Genomic DNA, 21,453 nt, shown 5'->3' on the forward strand with positions numbered 1-21,453 from the left:
GTGTCTATGTTATCAGTATGAAGTTAAAAGAAGTGACTACTATATCAGTATTACTTTATAACTACTGTCTACTGATTACGTTTATAAACAAAAAAAGTGTCTAGATAAATCAGGAAAAGACATATTGAATAATAGGTATTTATAGTTTTTTAGGCATAAAACAAAAGTTATCATAGCGGAAAACTTTTGTTTTGTGCTTACGAAACTTTTGTTTTCCCTAGAAGAAACTATTTGTTCCCCTAAGGGAAACTCTTATTAACCCTATCGCTTTGCTCATGTCTTTCAAAAATAACACGTATTCTCATCCAATGCAAAGAAAAAGTATCAATGTTAAGTATAAGTGGTAGATGTTGAATGATAATTGTAGATGTCAGGCTATCTACAACCTATAGGTAATGATTTGATTTATAAAGCATACATGGCGTAGTGGTAGATATTGTAGATGTTTTCATAAAATCAATATTGTAGAATTCCTTTTATCTTCATTATGTATAGTTGCAGTCTGATATTTGGTTAGTTATGCTATTCCACATGCTTTAAGAAGAGAATCTTATAGCTTGTGATGATATAAAGTTTTTATGGTAGAAAATTTTGTTTACGTAAAAATATTTGATCTATAAGTATTCTGTAATAGATAAAAACGCCTAGTCTAAACGATCGTTTATTCTAGGCGTTAAAGATAGGCTATATTTTTGAATAAAACAAAATCCAGAGAAACTTTTAAAAATTGATTATCAACGCATAAACGTAAATATGGACGCTTATGCGTTGAATTCAATAAAACGCCAGAATAAAATGATCGTTTAGACTAGTCGTTTTGTAACCGATGATTCTGCTTAACCACCTGTAAATGATGATTGTGAGAAAACTGAAGGGTCGATTACTACAGAATTTGTAATATAGGGTAAATGTTTTTAAATAATTGAATATTACTAACTTGAAAAATTAATCGTATGAAAAGAAGATTACTTTTCTTGTTCGCCTTGTTTATGGTGGCGACAAGTGTAGGGTGGGGGCAGACGGATTTGTATGTCAGCTCTAGTGGTTCTGATGATGCTGTAGGTGGTTCGGACACTCCTCTGGCTACAATTGCGAAAGCGATTGAAAAAGCCACGGATGGGGCTACCATTCATTTGGCAGAGGGAACTTTTCCAGTTTCATCAACAATCCCTAAAGCGTTAACTATTGTTGGAGAAGGAAAAGATAAATCAGTTCTCAAAGGGTATCTCGTTATTTCAGCGGGTACGCAAAAGAACGTTTCTTTCCAAAATGTTCAGTTGACGAATGAGGCAAAAGTTTATAGTAGCCCCACGAAACCTGTACCTCTGATTTTAATGAAGGATCAAAGTGCGGTTTTATCGTTAAGAGGATGTGCTTTGATTAATAACGCAAAAGGATGGTACGTTGGTTATGGTGAAGGTGTATATAAAAAGATGGGTATCTCTATCCAATCTGATTCCACGGCTCTGGGTGGAGAGATTCATTTGATTAATTCTTCGATTATGATGGCAGCGGATAATCAAAGTGGTATTTCCTGCAATGGTGCGGTAAGCCAATTGACGATTGATCATTCCTCGATTACAGTTAATGAATATCCACGATCAGGCATATTTGGTATTGATGTGCATTGTGACGGTATGAACGTAGATATAAGTAAATCGACGATAGAATTAGGTAAATTTTATTATCCAATATATATCTTAGGCCCGAATCAGACTATAAATATAAAAGATGAATCACTTATTAAAGGTTGGTGTGCTATTTATGCTAATGCGGTATGTGATAACTCTGTGGTTAATGTCTCTTCTTCGAAGTTAGTAGGTTATAGTGAGATGACAGGCCCTAGTAATGGTTTCTCTACATTGCCTATACAAGCGACGATGAATGTGCGATATGTGATTACGGATTCGGAAATACAGACTTCCGTTAAAGATCAAACTATATCTCCGATGACTCCCATAAGTTTTGCGGAGAATACATATATTGAAGATTCTCATGCAAATAATTGCTATGTAGAATTGAGAGGTAATACTATAGTTAGCTTGATGCGCCAAGATAATAATTCGGCTTTCATTTCTGATGATTCTAATTACTTAAATAGAGTATTGGCTGATCAATCAGTAAAGTTTAGGACGGTAGATGCATCGGGTAATGAAATCTGTGAAGCCATTGTAATTCGTTCGGCACAAGGTGATACGGTTCGTATGGCATTGGATACGACGGCATTTAAGAGTTGCTTGACCTCGGCTTTTGAGAATGATAATATTATTCTACCAATAGGTACTTATACTTTACCTCAGACATTGACATTGGATAGATCTCAAGGACTTATAGGTGCGGGTAAAGATAAAACAATTATAGAAGGTGCGATCTTGGTTAATGGCTCTGCCAATAATACTGCTACCGATGTTAAAATAAAAGGATTGAGTATCGATTATACGCCAACGAAAGTTACCTCTGGAAAATGTACTCCAATTATAGAGGTAACCGGTAATGCGGATTTGTTGATAGATAATTGTATTATGAATAATAATACACAAGGCTATGGTGATCGTAAGAACTCAAATCCAGCGGAAGCATTACAAAATGCGATTCTTCTGGGAGCAACGGCAAAGGGGACTGTACGTGTTGAAAATACTACAATAAATTTGGCGGCTAACGCACAATCTGGAGTTGTTATTGATGGAGAACTGACGGATGTCTCTCTTGTTAATACAAAGATTGAGGGACAGGTGAACGGTTCGAATCAATTTGGTGTATATATTCACCATAAAAAAACGCCAGTGACGGTAGATAGTACGACAATCTTGCTAAATAACCATTATTGTATTTATGCTAATAACGCCGGCGATCAAAAATTGACAATAAAGAATAAATCGAACATCGTAGGATATGGTGCTCTCTATTTGTATGAGACCTCAGATATGAACGTTCATGTTTCGGGAGGGAGTACCTTAACTGGTAAGACAAAAAATAAGGGTGTTTCCGATAGTTTTGCGGCTATAGCGATATCAACAAATAATTCTACAGTGGGAGCTTCCAATAACGAGATTGTGATTGAAGATTCTTATATCGGGAATAAGTTTGATGAACAAGAGACAATGGCAATGACTCCGATTAAAATAAATGGTAGTTTTACTCCTACTCCTTGTGATAATAAGATTATATTGAAAGGAAAAACAATTGTCTCAACTACTGATAACATAAAGAATCCAACTATAGTGGGTTATGGTATGAATCCTGATGAATATAATAATGTAATCATGGTGGAAGGCACTGATGTGCAATTTCAAGACCAAAACGGGAAGCCTTGTGTGATTATTAATAAACCTGATGGTTCATTTAGGAATGCAGCGGTCTCTGTCGTAACATCGATCGATTTTGGAGAATTGAGTGAGGATACATATTACCATGAAGGCATTGCCTATGCGGGAGATATAATAATGATTCCTGATACGACTATAGCAGAAACGCTTGATGCTTTAAATGCGGCGGAATATACCTTCTTTAAAGCCCCTACTGTTCCCTCTGATCAAGGTACAACGCCTGCCATTTGGGAACCTTATGTTATTCCGGATAGTGTGATTTTTGATTGTAAGGACGGTTGTTTGGTGGCAAAGGAAAGTGCGGCTAAAACGTATGCTATCGCCAATCCTTATAAAAGGGTTTATTGGCTAAACCAAGGTGAGGAGTCTTTTTCTATAAAAGATTATGCGGTAGCTATTGAAATAAAAAATGATACTACGTGGGCCACTCCTTATTCGGAAAGGAAGGTGAATGTATTGGATGGAGCGACTCTGACCCTCTCTACTCCAATGGTTTTAGATACCGTTACAATGGAAGAAGGTGCCCAATTGCGATCTGCGCTTACGGATGTCAACCAAAAGGTAACCGCTAAGGTACTTCGTTTCGCTCCAAAATTATCCGGTAATAACTGGAAAGCGCTAGGTGTACCGTTTACGTCTCTGGAAGTAAAAGACTCGAAAGGTGCATCCGTATCAGCACCAAGCGCTCAAGAAGCTGATAATGGTATTTGGTTTGCGGATCTGAAGAATAATAAGACTCCTATATTTGAGGTGAAGACCGACAACTTTGGCGCAGCCGGATTATGGGCGGCTAATGGCGATACCTATACGATCTCTTCTGAAGGAGCTTTTGAATTCAAGACTTTGGAAGAACCTGCCGCTCCAACTGAAACAGGTACTTTCTTGATGTGCTCGAATCCGAATACATTTACGATTACCTTGAAACAATCTGCTTATATATTGACAACGGATGGAACCTCTTTCGAGCAAGAGGCAAATCCGGAGATCAAGCCTTTCCAAAGCTTTGTCTTGACAGACGCCAAGACATTGAGTACGCTTCGCTCTTTACGTATCGGCGATGGCGTGGTTACGGGTAACCAGACGATCGAGCCGGTAGATGGTTATTACGTGACTACCGATCGTGGCGCTATCGTGATCCACACGCCGGAGCCTATGGACGTGGTGATCATCGGAATGAATGGCAAGGTCGCTTATCGTGGCGAGGTTACGGACGGACAGCGGATCATGGTTCCTTCGGGCATCTATGCCGTGAACGGTCAATTAGTAAGGGTTAAATAACGATTAAAACAAAGATAAACATGAAAAAGAGTATATTAGCGATATTCCTTGCTGTCATCGCGATGGCACAGGTACATGCGCAAGATTCAGATTTACGTTCCGCCCCGGATCTTCCGACGTTCAAGGTGACATTGAATTATAGCTCGGCGAATACGGATCAAGGAACCATAACCAGTACGGTAGCCACAGGTTCCAAGGTGGCATATAATAGTAAACCCGTTTTCACGATCACGGCGAAGCCCGGATATGTCCTGTCGGATATAACGATGAATACGGCTACTATTGGCACGTTGCCGAGCGGTACTTTTCAAAATGATAATACGACCACTTATTCCTATACTTCCACCGCTTTAACCGGTAGTACGGAAATCAAGGCGGTGTTCAAGGCGAAAGAGCAGGTGACGGTCACGATCTTTCCTGAGTATGCCACCTTGGATGAGATAAGAGCGAAGGTGAATTTGCCCAAGGTTACTTTTGACCCGGTTATTACGGGGTATAAAGTACAATACAGGGAGGATGGCTCTGCTGCTTTGACGGATGAGCTACCCGAAAAGGCTGGACTTTATTATGTTGTCGTAACCAAGTCGGAGACTGATACGCAAGCCGCCATAAACAAGGAGATTCTATTCAAGGTACAACTGCCCCATACGCTTTCCTACTCGTTTAAGGAGGCGCAAGGATCTGTAACCGCTTCTATGGATGGCTCCACTATCGCTAATGGTGGTGAGATCGCTTACAATAAGCCAGCCGTATTGAAGATTACCTCCAAGCCCGGTTATGTGTTGAGCGGACTTACCGTAGATAATAAGGAGGTGACTTTGCCGAAAGGAACTTTTAATTCATCTACGAATGAGACTTCCTACGCGGATTATACGACATCGGCGTTGACCGCTTCTACGGTTATTGACGTGCGATTTGCCGCGAAGAAAACCGTATCTGTAACAGCCAATCCATTATCTGCCACGAAGGATGAGGTTTTGGCTGGTAAGAATCTTCCGGTTATCACATTTACCCCCAATACGATAGCGGGGCAGAAGGTTCAATATAAGAACGCTTCCGGAGCTTTATCCGATAAACTTCCTGCGGCGGATGGTGTTTACACGATCGTCGCGACCAGTCCCGAGACTGCGGAATATGCCGCCTTGAAGGATGAGAACATGAAGTTCACGGTATCTAAAGCGAATGTATTAAATTATAACGTGGAAACGGCCGGACAAGGTACGGTTACCGCCAAGATGGGCTCTACGGACATGGCAAGCGGTAGCGAGATCATTAACGGGCAACCTGCCATATTTACAATTATCGCTAACCCCGGATTTCTATTGAATAAGATTGTTGTGAATGGAACCGCGGTATCAGCCTTGCCAAAAGGCGCGCTTAATAAGGATAACACCATCTCTTATACCTATACGACCGCCTCGTTAACCGCCTCTACGACCTTGTCAGTAGGTTTCGCCGCGAAGAAAACGATTTCCGTGAGTGTAACAGGTTCTTCGGCGACAAAAGACGAGATCGTGGCCGGGAAGAATTTGCCGGTTATTAAGTTTACGCCGGAAATAGCGGGACAAGCGGTTCGATATCGTACGGCCGATGGTTCGGAGACTTCCACGTTACCGCAGATAGTCGGAGCTTATAAGATCGTCTTATTTAGTCCGGAGACCATGGAGTATGCCGCGTTAGAGGATTCCTCTAAAACGTTTACGATCCGTAATGCCAATACCTTGGCTTACGCTGTCGATGGTGGACAGGGTACGGTTACTGCCAAGATGGACAACAAGGACATCATGAGCGGTGGTGAGATCGCTTACGGTAAGCCCGTCATTTTCTCGATCGTATCGAATGCCAACTATAGGCTAGGGGCTATTAAGCAAGGCTCTTCGGACGTGGATATCTCGAAGATCAAGGGAACGTATGCCAATGGAAATACCTCTTACACGTACACGACTCCTAGTCTGACGAGTGGCGATAGCTATACCTTTGCGTTCGTCTCCAAGGATACGGTGAGGTTCGTGGCTAACAACCTTGTCCAGACGGTCGGCTCCATCAAGCCAGTCACGGTAACAAGCGCTGTAGAGGATATCAAGATCGAATATCAATTGAGCGGTACGGCTTGGGTTACGACATTGCCTTCCACGCTGGCCGTGGGTTCTTATAAGGCCCGTTTGAGCCGTGCGGAGGACTTGACATACCGTAGCCTCTCTGATACGGTTACGTTAGTGGTGGAGAGTAAGAAAGAGGTGGAGAGTTTGGTGTTACCTACTCCGGGTCGTATTGAGGAAGGACAGGCTTTATCGGCGTGTACCTTGATCGATGGTACTTCTTCCGGATCATTTATCTGGAAAGCTCCGAACGAGATCGCTTCTCCGGATAAGAAAAAGTACGACTTGATATTCGAACCGAATGATCCTGTTCACTATGCGGCTAAAGATACGTTTATAACCTTGAACGTAATTCCTGTTTATTCTATGAATGTTACCGCCAGTAATTTCGGTACTGTCATCTTGGAGGGGCGTACCGCAAATGATAAATACGCGAGAGGCTCGGTTTTGAAAGCGACAGCCGTCGCGGATAAGAATTACCGGTTTGCCGGTTGGAGTGATGGGAATACTTCGGCTACACGGGAGTTGCAAGCGAATGCGAACTTGGATATCGTAGCCCGTTTCGATCCGGTTCTTTATGGCGTGACGTTTACGGATCCGATGAATGGTTCCTTGAAGGTCTTCGCGAATGGCGTGGAGGTAAAGAATGATGCTGAATTTTTACAGGGGACCTTATTGACTATCACGGCGACTCCGGATGCGGGCTATATGGTTCAGTCCGTGAAGGTGAACGGGGCTTTGGTGAATAACGGTTCTTATACTTTGACACAAGCCGCTGATATATCGGCCGATTTCCTGCAAAAAGAACCGGATAAACATTTGGTCAAGGTTGGGGAGTTGAAGAATGGTAGCGTTAATCTGATCGAGGTGGATACGAAGGCGCCTGTTACTCCCGGTGAGGCTATCTCTGAAGGTGTGAAAGTGAAGGTGATAGGAAATGCGGATTATGGCTATGAGCTGGCATCCGTGAAAGTGGAAGGCGCGAATTATAATGAGGCTGATGGCTCATTTATGGTTGGGACCGGAGATGTTACGGTGAGCGCAAGTTTCCAATTGGTGAAATATCAAATAACCTCGGCGTTGAATATCCCTAATGCGGGTAAAGTCGTATTGAAAGATAAGGCCGGTAAAGAGGTGGCTTCCGGTTCTAAGGTTCCTTATATGACTCAATTGACCGCTTCTGTTGAGACGGAAACGGGATATCGTTTTATGAATATGATGGTGAACTCTTCCGAGATCAAGGATGGAGATGTATTCACCGTTTCCGGCCCTATGGTTGTTACCGCTAATTATGTGGAGAAGAAAGATTTGGCCTCGCTGATTGATAAGACGACGCAAACGGTAGTCTATAATAAGCAATACCGGAATTTCGAGGTTAAGATTACGGGCTATTCCGGTTTGGACTTTAAGGTCGCATATTCCCGGAGTGGGGTAGAAATGACAGAGAATCCTAAATCGGCCGGAACTTATAAAGTTCGGATTACCCGTGGCGAGGATGATTTATTTAAAGCCGTGGATGTAACTGCTGAGCTGATTATCAAGAAGGCTGGTATGGCATTGCTGGAAGTACCGACTATAGGAGGGGATAATTATGAAAAGGTTGATGCTAAACTTACTCAAGACTTCGAGGATGTGGAATGGAATCCTTCTACACAAAAATCGGCGCTTCGTGCGAACGTGACCGGAATCCCGACAAAGGATCAGGTAAATATTCTGCGCTTTACCCCACTTGACAAGAGTAATTATGAATCGGTAGATTATTCAATGCCGGTTGGTGAAGTAAAAACGTTTTCTTTAAGTACCTCAAATACGGAGGTTACGAATGGAGGCTTGGTTATTAGCGATTATTCGGAAGTTCCGGAGAATACGGTTTTAAAGTTGCGAGCGGTAGCTCCTAGCGAGAATCAGCGTTTTGATTCTTGGAGTGATAATGTCTCAAGCGCCGATAGAAAGAACCCAGAGATAACGGTTACTTTGGCGGCTGATGCGACATACACCCCGAATTTTGTGGATAAACCTAAAATAACGGCGAATCCTTCAGATTTGGAGTTTGTTTATAATGGTTCCGTAAGGCTTGTGGAATTGAAAGACATTTTGAGCGGTAGTTATCCGACAGATGTAAATATTAAATATTCAAATACGGATGGATCGGTTGCTACTCCATTGAACGCAGGTACTTATCTTGTGACTGTAACACGTACCGGGGATGAGAACTGGCGATCTTTCGAGGCAACCAAGAAATTAGTGATAAAGAAAGCGAAGGTCGTAAAGGTAGTGGCTCCTACCGCATCTACGATCACGGAAGGTCAGTCCTTGTCGGAATCCCTATTATCCGGTGGTGTTGCGAAAGGTGCCGATGGGACTACCATATCCGGTAAATTTGAATGGGCTGACGCGTCAGCTATATTGAAACCCGGCAATAGCCAGAAAAAGGAAGTGATCTTCACGTCGTATGATCCGAATTATGAGGATGCGACTACGGAAGCGGAGGTTACGGTGAAAAGTTCGGATGCGTTAGTTGTCACGTTCGCTCAACCGGAAAATGGTTCTTTGAAAGTCTATATGTTGAAGGGTGAGGGTGAGAAGACCGAGATAACGAGTGGAACCGCTGTGGCGAAAGCGACTAAGCTAACCATTGAGGCGGAAGCCAATCCGGATTATGAATTGGCCGTTATTCAAATAGGCGAAGAGAAGTATACGACTTCGCCTGTAGAGATTGAAGTCGATAAGTCCTTGGCTATTATGGCAGAGTTCAAGCCGGTTTCTACACCTCCGGGAACAGATGTGGCTGTTACGGGAGTTTCCTTGAATATCACGTCCAAGGCATTGGCCGTAGGTGAATCTTTTGCCTTGCAAGCGAAAGTTACCCCTAATAACGCCACGATGAAAACCGTCTCTTGGAGCAGCAGCGACGAGACGGTGGCTACTGTTGACGCGGATGGTGTCGTTACCGCGCTGAAGATCGGTACCTGCAAGATTACTGTGGCTACCGATGATGGAAACAAGACGGCGTCTTGTGTGGTAACTGTCTCCGGCACGGTAGGTATCGAGCAAATCATCAACGATCATCAAATCTATTGCGAGCGAGGTGCGATAACCGTTCATCCGGCCCGTCCAATCTCGATCCGTATCATAGCGGTGACTGGAGTTAGCCTGTATGGCGACTCAATTATCGGAACTACCCGCATCCCGGTATCGACAGGAATCTATCTGATAGAGATCAACGAGAATGGTAAGCGTATAACAGTGAAAGTGAACGTTCGCTAACAACCTTATTTTAAGAAACTAACCCTTGAGTCTTTAATGTTGGGGAAGGCCGCTAGGAATACTCAGTTCCGGCGGTCTTCTTTTTTATCCTATAAGCTTTACTTTATCTGTTTTTGTTCTGATATAATTAAATAAAACGTTATCTTTGTATCATAGAAAATTAAAACAGAAAGCCTTATGGAAAAAAATGAAGAAAAGAAAAAGGAAGAAAATGCCAAAACTAAAACAACTGTGGCGAAGACTGGAAAAAGAAAGGTAAGTAAGACATGGGAAGCAGCAATGAGGCTTAAAGGATCTTTGATTGTAAATGATCCTCAATTCTTATTGTAAGGCATGAGATATCTTATAGATACCAATATTTTCGTTTATTTATCTACGGATGTGGAATGCTTAAGTAAAGATGTCGCAGCTATTATCCAAGAACCGGAAACATGTGAAAATATTGCCATTGAAAAAAGAACATATGCAAACGTATGCGCATATGGAGATCAATGAGGCGCAGGGACACAAAGATCCCTCAGACCACGTAATTATTGCGCATGCCATAACGGAACATCTACCGCTTATATCAAGTGATACCCGTTTCGGATTCTATAGAAGTCAAGGGCTGGACTTGGTATTCAATCAGAAATAATCTACATATTGTATATGTACGAATAGCCTTTGTTAGAGTTGTAGAGGTTAAATATTCTAAAACCCTTTCGGCTTACTTATTTTATTCGTTCTTTTGCAAGAAAATTGGGAGGTGTGTTCTCTGTACGCATCTCCTTAATTTATTTAACGTTAATAAGTGAGAGTCTGATGGCTGAAAATAAAAAAGTTAGTTCTGTTTCTTTCTTTAACTCCCGGCTTACGTCTGTTATTAGTATCTCCTTGGTACTATTCTTGCTAGGACTCATTCTATTGATAGGGATGTTGGGTAATAAACTCTCCGTTTATGTGAAAGAGAACTTATCTTTCTCCATCGTGCTGAAAGATAACCAAAAAGAAACTGAGATAAAGAAAATGCAGAAGAGCTTGGATGCTCTTCCTTTTATAAAATCAACCGAGTATATATCGAAAGAGCAAGCTGCGAAAGAGTTGGAAGAAGAACTGGGCGAGAATCCGGAAACCTTCTTAGGCTTTAACCCTTTACAGGCCTCGATTGAGGTGAAACTGCATTCGGAGTACGCCAACCCCGATAGCCTCCAAGTGATAGAGAAGAAGATTAGAAACTATACGTCGGTCTCGGAGCTGCTTTACCGAAAGGATATGATGGAGATAGTCCATAATAATATGAAGCGGTTGGGCTTGATCCTGCTTACCTTGGCGGCGGTACTGATGATTATCTCGTTCGTGTTGATCAGTAATACGATTCGCCTGTTGATTTATTCCAAACGATTCTTGATTCATACGATGAAGCTAGTGGGGGCTACTTCCGGCTTTATACGTAGGCCTTTTGTGAAATATAACATAGTAAGTGGCATTTTCGCCTCTATCTTGGCAATATTGATGCTAACCGGAGCGTTATATTATTTGCAAAATGAATTGAAAGGTTTTATCCAGATATTGGATATGCAAACATTATTATTGGTTTATGTGGCAGTGTTTGCTTTAGGTATTGTCTTGTCCGTGATCGCAACCATTTTTGCCGTGAATAAATATTTGCGGATGGGGGTCGATAAGTTGTATTATATTTAATGTACGAATAATAAAGAGTTGAGAAAGATGGCTAGAAGAGATTTTGCTTTCGGAAAAGAGAATTTTATACTGATTGCGGTAGCGGTTGCCTGCATCGTGCTTGGTTTCATATTGATGAGTGGTGGAGGTTCCGGGGATAATACGTTCAATCCCGATATATTCAGCGCCCGCCGTATCGTGGTAGCTCCGGTGGTTACGGTTATCGGTTTCGTGATGATGATTTTTGGAATCTTGAAGAATAGCAAAGATAAAGAAGTAACAGAATGAGTTGGTTTGAGGCCTTGATACTGGGTATCGTACAGGGATTGACCGAATATCTGCCGGTGAGCAGTAGCGGTCATTTAGCGATTGGCTCAGCTTTGTTTGGTATAGAGGGAGAGGAGAATCTTGCGTTTACGATCGTCGTGCATGTGGCGACCGTATTCAGTACGTTAGTGGTTTTATGGAAGGAAATCGATTGGATATTCCGTGGTTTATTTAAATTTCAGATGAACGCAGAGACGAAGTATGTGATCAATATCTTGATTTCCATGATTCCGATCGGGATCGTTGGGGTATTCTTTAAAGATACGGTAGAACAAATCTTTGGATCGGGTTTATTGGTCGTTGGTTGTATGCTGCTATTGACGGCGGCTTTGCTGGCATTTTCGTATTATGCCAAACCACGCCAGAAAGAGTCGATCTCGATGAAAGACGCTTTTATTATCGGTCTGGCTCAGGCTTGCGCCGTGATGCCGGGTTTGTCTCGTTCCGGATCAACGATCGCTACCGGTTTGTTATTGGGAAATAATAAGGCGAAACTGGCCCAGTTCTCTTTCTTGATGGTAATTCCTCCGATCTTAGGAGAGGCGTTGCTGGATGTGATGAAGATGGTGAAAGGTGAAGATGTGGCTGGGGACATTCCTGCGTTATCATTAGCGGTAGGTTTCATGGCCGCTTTTGTTTCCGGTTGCGTGGCCTGTAAATGGATGATCAACATCGTGAAAAAGGGGAAACTGATTTATTTCGCTATCTATTGTGCGATTGCGGGATTGGTGACAATTGCTTGTACATTACTTAAATAAAGAATGGATTTTATAGCTGGAGAGATTTTATATTTTAATAAACCGCTAACGTGGACTTCTTTTGACCTAGTTAACAAATTTCGCTATAAGCTAAGTCGGAAACTGAAGGTAAAGAAGATTAAAGTTGGACATGCGGGGACACTGGATCCCTTGGCTACAGGTGTGATGATCGTTTGTACCGGAAGGGCTACGAAGCGAATCGATGAGTTTCAATACCAGACGAAGGAGTATATCGCTACGTTGAAGTTGGGAGAGACTACCCCGTCTTTCGATTTGGAGAAAGAGATAGACGCCGTGTATCCCACGGAACATATAACCCGTGAGCTCGTGGAGGAGGTTTTAAAGACATTCGTGGGTACGATCCAACAGATTCCCCCGGTGTTCTCCGCTTGCAAGGTGGAAGGTAAGCGTGCTTATGAGCTAGCTCGGAAAGGAGAGGAGGTTGAACTAAAATCCAAGACATTGGTTATAGACGAACTGGAGTTGCTGGAGTGTGATTTGCCTGTTATAAAGATACGGGTGGTATGTAGCAAAGGTACCTATATTCGTGCGTTGGCTCGTGATATCGGGAAGGCCTTGGATTCCGGCGCTCATTTGATTGGCTTGGAACGGACTCGCATCGGAGAGGTAACCTTGGATATGTGTATGTCTCCGGAGGAGATCGATGATTTCTTAGAGCAGAATGTGGTAAAAATAGAAGAAGAAAAATAAATAGAGTGCATTATGAAGCTTTCGAAATTCAAATTTAACTTACCGTCGGAATTAATCGCTTTACATCCGGCGAAGAACAGAGATGAGTCGAGGTTGATGGTCGTTCATCGTGATACGGGTGAGATCGAGCACCGCGAATTCAAGGATATTCTAGACTATTATGGAAAAGGTGACGTGTTTATCTTTAATAACACGAAAGTTTTCCCCGCTCGCTTGTACGGTAACAAGGAGAAAACAGGGGCGCGTATCGAGGTGTTCTTGTTGCGCGAGCTGAACGAGGACTTACGTTTGTGGGACGTATTGGTGGATCCGGCTCGTAAGATCCGTATCGGTAATAAGTTATACTTTGGCGAGGATGATTCCATGGTCGCAGAGGTAATTGATAATACGACTTCGCGTGGTCGTACGCTCCGTTTCTTATATGACGGGAACCACGACGAGTTTAAGAAGGCTTTGTATGCCTTGGGCGAGACTCCGCTGCCTAAGTATATCGAACGTGAGGTGGAACCGGAAGACGAGGATCGTTATCAGAATATTTTCGCCGCGGAAGAAGGTGCGGTTGTGGCTCCTGCTGCGGGATTGCATTTTAGCCGTGAGTTGATGAAACGTTTGGAGATCAAGGATTGCCAGTTCGCTTTCTTGACATTGCATTCGGGCTTGGGTAATTTCCGTGAGATCGACGTGGAAGATTTGACAAAGCATAAAATGGATTCTGAGCAAATGGTCGTAAATGCCGATGTAGTGGATATCGTGAACAAGGGAAAGGATGAGGGGCACAAGGTTTGTGCGGTCGGAACTTCCGTGATGCGTGCGATCGAGACGGCCGTAAGTACGGATGGTCATCTGAAAGAGTTCGAGGGCTGGACGAATAAGTTTATCTTCCCTCCGTATGATTTCAGCGTGGCTACCAGCATGGTGACAAATTTCCACATGCCGTTGTCTACATTATTGATGATGACAGCTTCTTTCGGTGGTTATGAGTTGATCATGGACGCTTACGATATCGCTTTGAAAGAGAAATATCGTTTCGGTGCTTACGGCGACGCTATGCTAATCCTTTAATCCGGTTTCTATGGCGACAGCTTACCTTGGATTAGGTACGAACGTAGGTAATAAACGAGGAAATTTGGTGACAGCGGCGGCGCTGTTGGCTGAAAGGGTGGGAGATGTTCTTGCCCTTTCTGATATGTATGAGACGGAGCCTTGGGGATTTGAATCGGACAACACTTTCTTGAACGCCGTGATCGTTATGACGACGGAACTTTCCCCTATGGAATTATTAGACGCTACCCGTTTGATCGAGATCGAGATGGGACGTATCGAAAAAAGTGACGGTGCGTATCATGACCGTATCATCGATATCGATCTGTTAATGGTGGATGAGCAAATCCTGCATACGGAGCGGCTGACGCTACCGCACCCTCTGATGCACAAACGGTCGTTTGTTATGGAACCGTTGGCAGAAGTAGCTCCGTTGGTGAAACATCCTGTGTTTGGCAAGACGATGCGTGAACTTTTATCCGAATTATAAGTTTTAATTATGAACTACGAGATTTGAGTTATGAATAAAGAAATTAATAAAGCGATGACGCAAGGGATCGTCTTCAAGAAAGCGAAAGGCGAAGCGGAAGATTCGAATGGTAAGAAAATCAAGTTCTCTGATTTCTTGAAAGGGACACATGGCTCTGATTCAGCGAAATGGAAGGCCGGTTTTAAATATAAAAAAGCCTTACGTAATTCCAAAAAGAAGAAATAATTTTCAATTTTCAACTTTCAATTCTCAATTATTGCGTATCTTTGCGAATGAATTGACGTGGATAGATTTGTATTGCTTGCAACCACGGGAAAAAATGCTAAAAACATATCCTTTTCGTTGCCGTCCGGCAGAAAAATCCTTCCAAGTTCAATTCAGTCATAGATTAATAACTAACGAGCATTGTCAATTGCGACCTGTGGTTTATCCCCTAATTCTCAATTTTCAATTCTCAATTTTCAATTTAAAACGATGAGTTATTTATTCACCTCCGAATCGGTGTCTGAAGGGCACCCCGATAAAGTAGCCGATCAAATATCGGATGCTTTGCTGGATGAGTTCTTGGCGTATGACAAGAATTCGAAAGTTGCTTGCGAAACCCTTGTTACAACCGGACAGGTTGTCTTGGCTGGAGAAGTTAAATCAAGTGCGTATGTGGATGTGCAGGAAGTGGCACGTGGCGTGATCGAGAAGATTGGTTACACGAAAAGCGAGTACCAGTTTGAAGCGAAGTCATGTGGTGTGTTCTCTTCTATCCATGAGCAGAGTGGCGACATCAACCGTGGCGTAGAGCGTGCGGATCCCTATGAGCAGGGTGCCGGCGACCAAGGTATGATGTTCGGTTATGCTACTAATGAGACTGAGAATTATATGCCTTTGGCGTTGGACTTATCTCATAGTTTATTATGGGAATTGGCGAAGATCCGTAAGGAAGAACCGGATTTGATGCCTTATTTGCGTCCGGACGCTAAGAGTCAGGTTACGATTGAATACGATGATAACGGTAAGCCGTTGCGTATCGATACGATTGTGGTATCCACGCAGCATGATGAGTTTATCGGTCCGAAAGGTATTTCACAGAAGGAAGCGGATGAGGCTATGCAAAAGAGGATCGCCTTAGACGTGAAGAAGATATTGATACCTCGTGTGAAGGCTCAATATCCGGCTCATGTACAGGTTTTGTTTAATGATAATATCATTTATCACGTGAACCCGACCGGTAAGTTCGTGATCGGTGGTCCTCACGGTGATACCGGTTTGACCGGCCGTAAGATCATCGTGGATACATACGGTGGCAAAGGTGCTCATGGCGGTGGTGCTTTCTCTGGAAAGGACCCTTCTAAGGTAGACCGTTCGGCTGCTTATGCCGCTCGTCATATCGCTAAGAATATGGTTGCCGCCGGTGTGGCGGATGAGATGCTGGTACAGGTGTCTTATGCGATCGGTGTGGCTAAACCGATGAATATTTTCGTGAATACTTTTGGCCGTGCGAAGGTGAATATGACAGACGGAGAGATCGCCGCGAAGATCTGGGATATCTTCGATATGCGTCCGAAAGCGATCGAGGAGCGTTTGAAATTGCGTAACCCGATTTATTTCGAGACCGCTTCTTATGGCCATATGGGACGCAAACCCCAGACGGTGACGAAGACATTCTCTTCCCGTTATTTGCAGAAGCCGGTTACTTGTGATGTGGAGTTATTCACATGGGAGAAATTGGATTATGCAGATAAGATCAAGGGCGTGTTTGGTCTATAAAAAATAAGTGGAAAAAGTAAGCTGGCTTAAATGGCGAAGTATGTTAAGATACTTAGCCATTTAAGTTAAGATACTTAGCCGATGAAGTTAAGATACTTTGCCAAGTATGTTAACTTACCCTTCCTCTTGGAGCATTTCTACTTCTTTTACTTTCCTGAACAGGTCGGACGCAAAGATGAAATCGTTCAACGCTTGGTTATTAGAGGTGATTACCTGCTCTTTTGTTCCTTGCCATTCCTTCACGCCTTCCTTAATAAAGATGATATTATCACCAATATTCATCACGGAGTTCATGTCGTGGGTATTGATAACGGTCGTCATATTGTACTCCACCGTAATGTCGTGAATCAAATCATCGATCAATAGAGAAGTCTTGGGGTCTAGTCCGGAGTTCGGCTCATCGCAGAACAGGTATTTAGGATTTAGGGAGATCGCTCTTGCGATGGCGGCACGTTTCATCATACCTCCACTGATCTCGGAAGGATATAGATGTCCAGCCTCGGACAGGTTTACACGTTCCAAACAGAATTCCGCACGTTTCCTGCGCTCTTTCGTTGAGTCTTTAGAGAACATATCTAAAGGAAACATTACGTTTTCCATTACCGTCATGCTGTCGAATAAAGCGGAACCTTGGAACAACATACCCATTTCCCGACGCAGCATATTTAACTCATGCTTGTTCATCGTGATCAAGTCTCTGCCGTCGTATAATATCTGTCCGGTATCAGGTTTCATTAACCCGATGATATTCTTGATCATTACCGTTTTACCCGAACCGCTTCGTCCGATGATCAGATTCGTCTTACCATCCTCGAACGTCGTACTTATATCTTTCAAGACGACACGTCCATCGAAAGACTTCGTTATATTCTTAACTTCGATCATTTTTAAGTAAGCATTAAATGGGTTAATATTACGTCGGCAAGTAAAATCATGATACTGCTCATGACCACGGCATTCGTACTTGCCTTACCTACCTCTAGGGCGCCTCCCTTTACGTTATAGCCAAAATAGGCGGCGATGGATGAGATGATGAACGCATATACTACGGATTTGATAATAGAATACCAAATGTAAAACTCGTTGAAGTAGAATTGCAAACCGTACTCGAACGAGGAAGGAGTCATTCCCGTACTCGTTGAGTAACTGGCGAATATGCCGCCCATGATACCGGTGAACATACTGAAGATAACCAATACCGGAATAAAGATCATCAAACCGAGCATTTTCGGAAGGATCAGGAAGTTGGCTGAATTAACACCCATGATTTCCATGGCGTCTATCTGCTCGGTGACTCGCATGGTTCCGATCTCGGAGGCGATATTACTGCCTACTTTACCCGCTAGGATTAGTGCCATGATAGAGGAAGAGAATTCCAGCAAGATAATCTCACGGGTGGTATAGCCGATCGTAAACTTAGGAATCAAGGGGGAACTGATATTCAAGGAGATCTGGATGGCGATAACCGTACCGATAAAGACCGAGATGATTATGACAATCCAAAGAGAATCCACGCCTAGCTTGTATATCTCTTTGATCAATTGCTTAAAGAACATACTCCACCGGTCTGGAAGTGTTATACTCTTCATCATCAGTAGGGTATACTCACCCATTCTGTGTAATGCTTTATTCATTTTTATCTTGATAAATTTCTGATTTCAATTTGCAAAGATAGCGTAAAATCCACTAATAACCATATAACATCTTAGAAACAAGATTGGTTTTATTTGTAAATCCTATGGTATTAAAGTTTGCCACATCCCTCTTTTTTAACTATGTTTGCTTTCTTAAATACTAAAAAATACTTTTATGAAGCGAATTCTTTTAGGAGTGATCGGCTTGCTGTGTTTATGTGTGGCTTGCCAGCGGAAGGATCTTTCTTTTAAGCCGGGGGAAGTTTGGCCGGATGATAAAGGGGTACATATAAACGCTCATGGTGGCGGTATTCTACGGGTCGGGGATACTTATTATTGGTTTGGTGAGCATAAAACGGAGGGCTCGGCTGGAAATCTGGCTCAAGTAGGCGTTCATTGCTATTCGTCGAAAGATTTATATAATTGGAAAGACGAGGGAATCGCCTTATCGGTCGTGCCGGATGATACGACGAGCCATATTGCTAAGGGATGCGTGTTGGAGCGTCCGAAAGTGATTTATAATAAAAAGAATGATCAATATGTAATGTGGTTTCATTTAGAGCCGAGAGGTGCTGGCTATTCGGGAGCATTGAGTGGAGTGGCTGTCAGTAAAAACGTAGCGGGGCCTTACTCGTTCGTAAACGCTTTCCGTCCGAATGCCGGTTTTTGGCCGGTTAATGTACAGGAACTACATAAGCAACTTTGTACGCTTTCCGCAGATCTACGTTTTAGCGGTGGAGAGTTACCAGCCCATCCGGATAGCTTGAATTTATTGGGGCGTGACCAAATCTCCGGACAAATGGCTAGGGATATGAACCTTTTCGTGGATGACGATGGCATCGCTTATCATATTTATTCCTCGGAAGAGAATAGTACCTTGCATATATCGCAGCTGACCGATGATTATACGAGTTATTCCGGTAAGTACGCCCGTTTCTTCCCGGGGCGTTTCATGGAAGCTCCAGCCTTGTTCAAACAGAAGGGGAAATATTATTTGATTATGTCCGGCTGTACGGGCTGGGCTCCGAATGCGGGACGATCGGCGGTCGCTTCCTCGATTTGGGGACCTTGGAAGGAATTGGAAAATCCGTTTAGGGGAGAGAACTCGGAGGTGTCGTTTTATTCTCAGAGCACGTACGTATTGCCTGTACCCGGCCATGCGGATCGCTTTATTTATATGGGAGATCGTTGGACTCCGGAGAACGCTATAGACGGACGTTATATCTGGCTTCCTATCCGATTCGAGGGGGAGCAACCCGTGATCGAGTGGCAATCTGAGTGGAGTTATTAAATTCTCTTATCGCTTTTTTGCGAATGTATGTGATGTAGATCTGCGGATTATCACGTACATTCGCGTTAAATTTTTAAGTAGCTTATGTCAGACGAACAACGAATGGTGCTCCGTACGGAGGACTTGGTAAAGAAATATAGGACTCGTACGGTCGTGAATCATGTATCGATTAACGTGAAACAGGGGGAGATCGTTGGTTTGCTTGGTCCGAACGGAGCGGGAAAGACGACCACCTTTTATATGACAGTAGGTTTGGTCACTCCTAACGAGGGTAAGATCTTCTTGAATGACATGGAGATTACGAAATTCCCGGTCTATAAGCGGGCTCGCAACGGCATTGGCTATCTGGCGCAAGAGGCTTCGATTTTCCGGAAAATGACGGTGGAAGATAATATCCGCTCGGTCTTGGAGATGACGGGACGTAGCATTGAGTACCAAAAAGAGAAACTGGAAAGCTTGATTTCAGAGTTCGGTTTGAATAAGGTTCGTAAAAACTTGGGAGACCAGCTTTCGGGTGGAGAACGGCGTCGTGCGGAGATTGCCCGCTGTCTGGCGATCGATCCGAAGTTCATTATGTTGGATGAGCCTTTCGCCGGTGTAGACCCGATCGCCGTACAAGATATCCAGACAATCGTGGCTCGCTTGAAACATAAGAATATCGGAATCTTGATTACCGACCACAATGTGTACGAGACATTGAGTATTTGTGACCGGGCCTATCTTCTGTTCGAGGGAAAAGTCCTTTTCCAAGGAACCGCCGAACAACTAGCCGAGAACGAGATCGTGCGCGAGAAATATTTGGGAAAAGACTTCGTGCTGCGTAAGAAAGACTTATAGCAGCCGTTTCAATCGCCTGTTTACCAGTATGAACAGCAGGAAAGATAAGGCGGCGATAAGACAAAAGTCCAAAAGATGCTCGGCGGGAATATCGCCTGTGATAAACTCGTTATCTTTGAGACGACTGTCCGACATCCCTATTACGGCGAAAGCATTATTGACAAAGTGGGCGAACACCGGTATCCAGATGCTCTTGCTCCAATAGAGTAGATAGCCGAAATAGGCTCCGAGTATCATCCGGGGCAAGAATCCGTAAAATTGTAAATGGAAGGCGCTAAATAGTATGGCGGCGACCCATATGATCGTATGAGGGTTGGAGGTCCATTTCCCGATCACTCGTTGCAAGGCTCCTCTGAACAGGAACTCCTCGGTTATCCCGGCCGTAACGGCGATAACGATAAGGTTGGCTAGGATTACCCAAACGCTATCGCTGGATAACAGGATCGTCGTCAGTTGTTCGGCGAGGGTTTCTTGCGCCCGCATCCATTCCTCGATAGGAGCCATAAACGCGGGTAACTCCATCTGCTTGTTGAGCAATCCTAGCAAATTGATAACCGGAGAAAATAAGAACACGCAAACTAAGGTGAGAATCCAGATCCTGCCGTCTGTGATTTTCTTGACTGATAGATAATGGCGGGGATTGTCACTACATATCCAAGCCATGGCGATAGATGGTAGCAAAAAGGTACAGATCGCCGAGATGAACTGAATGAGCCTCATTAAATTAGCGTCTTGGGTTATATCAGCCTGTAAACCGTGGGTCGCAAGTAATAAGCCCGTGGATATAATAGATGATAAAACGGCTCCAGCCAATAAGAATAGCAAGAGGATCAAAAGTTGGATTATCGCCGGACGGGTAGCATATATTCCTTTTATTCTCATAATGATTCATTCAAAGGGTAAATAATTGCCGCCAAATATAAACAAAAGAATAAAAACAGATCAAAATTTGCACGATTAAAAGAATAAGTCTA

The 21,453-nt window shown here is 43.3% G+C and carries 17 protein-coding genes; 14 read left to right on the forward strand and 3 right to left on the reverse strand.

Annotation, left to right across the window (positions count from 1 at the left end):
- Positions 1-953 precede the first annotated feature (953 nt).
- The 12 genes from NBH07_RS19820 (at position 954) to metK (ending at position 16,717) form a co-directional block, all read left to right on the forward strand.
- A complete protein-coding gene (locus NBH07_RS19820) occupies positions 954-4,604 on the forward strand; it encodes a DUF1565 domain-containing protein (protein ID WP_250833581.1) in 3,651 nt (1,216 codons plus the stop codon).
- A gap of 20 nt (positions 4,605-4,624) precedes the next feature.
- Entirely contained in the window at positions 4,625-9,970 is a 5,346-nt protein-coding gene (locus tag NBH07_RS19825) for an Ig-like domain-containing protein (protein WP_250833582.1), read from the forward strand.
- 177 nt (positions 9,971-10,147) lie between these two features.
- A complete protein-coding gene (locus NBH07_RS19830) occupies positions 10,148-10,300 on the forward strand; it encodes a hypothetical protein (RefSeq protein ID WP_008773777.1) in 153 nt (50 codons plus the stop codon).
- Positions 10,301-10,370: 70 nt separating this feature from the next.
- Positions 10,371-10,604 (forward strand): PIN domain-containing protein, encoded by a 234-nt coding sequence (locus tag NBH07_RS19835; RefSeq protein ID WP_229045791.1) that lies wholly within the window; start codon positions 10,371-10,373, stop codon positions 10,602-10,604.
- Between the two features lie 167 nt (positions 10,605-10,771).
- A complete protein-coding gene (locus tag NBH07_RS19840) occupies positions 10,772-11,650 on the forward strand; it encodes a cell division protein FtsX (protein WP_009017960.1) in 879 nt (292 codons plus the stop codon).
- Between the two features lie 27 nt (positions 11,651-11,677).
- Positions 11,678-11,917, forward strand: a complete 240-nt coding sequence (locus NBH07_RS19845; RefSeq protein WP_009017961.1) for a DUF3098 domain-containing protein — start codon at positions 11,678-11,680, stop codon at positions 11,915-11,917.
- The gene (locus NBH07_RS19850; RefSeq protein WP_008779927.1) at positions 11,914-12,714 is read left to right on the forward strand and encodes an undecaprenyl-diphosphate phosphatase; all 801 of its coding nucleotides are present in this window, start codon (positions 11,914-11,916) and stop codon (positions 12,712-12,714) included. Before NBH07_RS19845 ends, NBH07_RS19850 begins: the two co-directional genes overlap by 4 nt.
- Before the next feature lie 3 nt (positions 12,715-12,717).
- Positions 12,718-13,425, forward strand: coding sequence for a tRNA pseudouridine(55) synthase TruB (gene truB, locus NBH07_RS19855; RefSeq protein ID WP_008779928.1), 708 nt, complete (start codon positions 12,718-12,720; stop codon positions 13,423-13,425).
- A 12-nt stretch (positions 13,426-13,437) separates the two neighbouring features.
- Positions 13,438-14,487: a tRNA preQ1(34) S-adenosylmethionine ribosyltransferase-isomerase QueA gene (gene queA / locus NBH07_RS19860; protein ID WP_005853911.1), complete on the forward strand. Its 1,050-nt coding sequence runs from the start codon at positions 13,438-13,440 to the stop codon at positions 14,485-14,487.
- Between the two features lie 10 nt (positions 14,488-14,497).
- A complete protein-coding gene (gene folK, locus NBH07_RS19865; protein WP_008779929.1) occupies positions 14,498-14,956 on the forward strand; it encodes a 2-amino-4-hydroxy-6-hydroxymethyldihydropteridine diphosphokinase in 459 nt (152 codons plus the stop codon).
- A 30-nt stretch (positions 14,957-14,986) separates the two neighbouring features.
- Positions 14,987-15,181 carry a hypothetical protein gene (locus tag NBH07_RS19870; RefSeq protein ID WP_008778718.1) on the forward strand — a complete coding sequence of 65 codons (195 nt, stop codon included), beginning with the start codon at positions 14,987-14,989 and terminating at the stop codon, positions 15,179-15,181.
- Between the two features lie 249 nt (positions 15,182-15,430).
- A complete protein-coding gene (metK, locus tag NBH07_RS19875; protein ID WP_009017962.1) occupies positions 15,431-16,717 on the forward strand; it encodes a methionine adenosyltransferase in 1,287 nt (428 codons plus the stop codon).
- 114 nt (positions 16,718-16,831) lie between these two features.
- Here the strand turns inward: metK and NBH07_RS19880 are convergent, their stop codons facing one another.
- Together NBH07_RS19880 and NBH07_RS19885 are read right to left on the reverse strand one after the other, a co-directional pair.
- Positions 16,832-17,602 carry an ABC transporter ATP-binding protein gene (locus NBH07_RS19880; protein WP_005853918.1) on the reverse strand — a complete coding sequence of 257 codons (771 nt, stop codon included), beginning with the start codon at positions 17,600-17,602 and terminating at the stop codon, positions 16,832-16,834.
- A 2-nt stretch (positions 17,603-17,604) separates the two neighbouring features.
- Entirely contained in the window at positions 17,605-18,351 is a 747-nt protein-coding gene (locus NBH07_RS19885) for an MlaE family ABC transporter permease (protein ID WP_008773770.1), read from the reverse strand.
- A gap of 175 nt (positions 18,352-18,526) precedes the next feature.
- Between NBH07_RS19885 and NBH07_RS19890 the strand changes: the two genes are divergently transcribed.
- Both NBH07_RS19890 and lptB read left to right on the forward strand, forming a co-directional pair.
- Positions 18,527-19,642: a glycoside hydrolase family 43 protein gene (locus NBH07_RS19890; protein WP_009017963.1), complete on the forward strand. Its 1,116-nt coding sequence runs from the start codon at positions 18,527-18,529 to the stop codon at positions 19,640-19,642.
- An 84-nt stretch (positions 19,643-19,726) separates the two neighbouring features.
- Positions 19,727-20,479: an LPS export ABC transporter ATP-binding protein gene (gene lptB / locus NBH07_RS19895; RefSeq protein WP_008779931.1), complete on the forward strand. Its 753-nt coding sequence runs from the start codon at positions 19,727-19,729 to the stop codon at positions 20,477-20,479.
- Here the strand turns inward: lptB and NBH07_RS19900 are convergent.
- The gene (locus tag NBH07_RS19900) at positions 20,474-21,361 is read right to left on the reverse strand and encodes a CPBP family intramembrane glutamic endopeptidase (protein WP_009017964.1); all 888 of its coding nucleotides are present in this window, start codon (positions 21,359-21,361) and stop codon (positions 20,474-20,476) included. The genes lptB and NBH07_RS19900 overlap by 6 nt on opposite strands.
- Positions 21,362-21,453: the final 92 nt, after the last annotated feature.

This window comes from Parabacteroides sp. B2-S-102 (genome assembly GCF_023656665.1).
Classification (GTDB): domain Bacteria; phylum Bacteroidota; class Bacteroidia; order Bacteroidales; family Tannerellaceae; genus Parabacteroides; species Parabacteroides distasonis.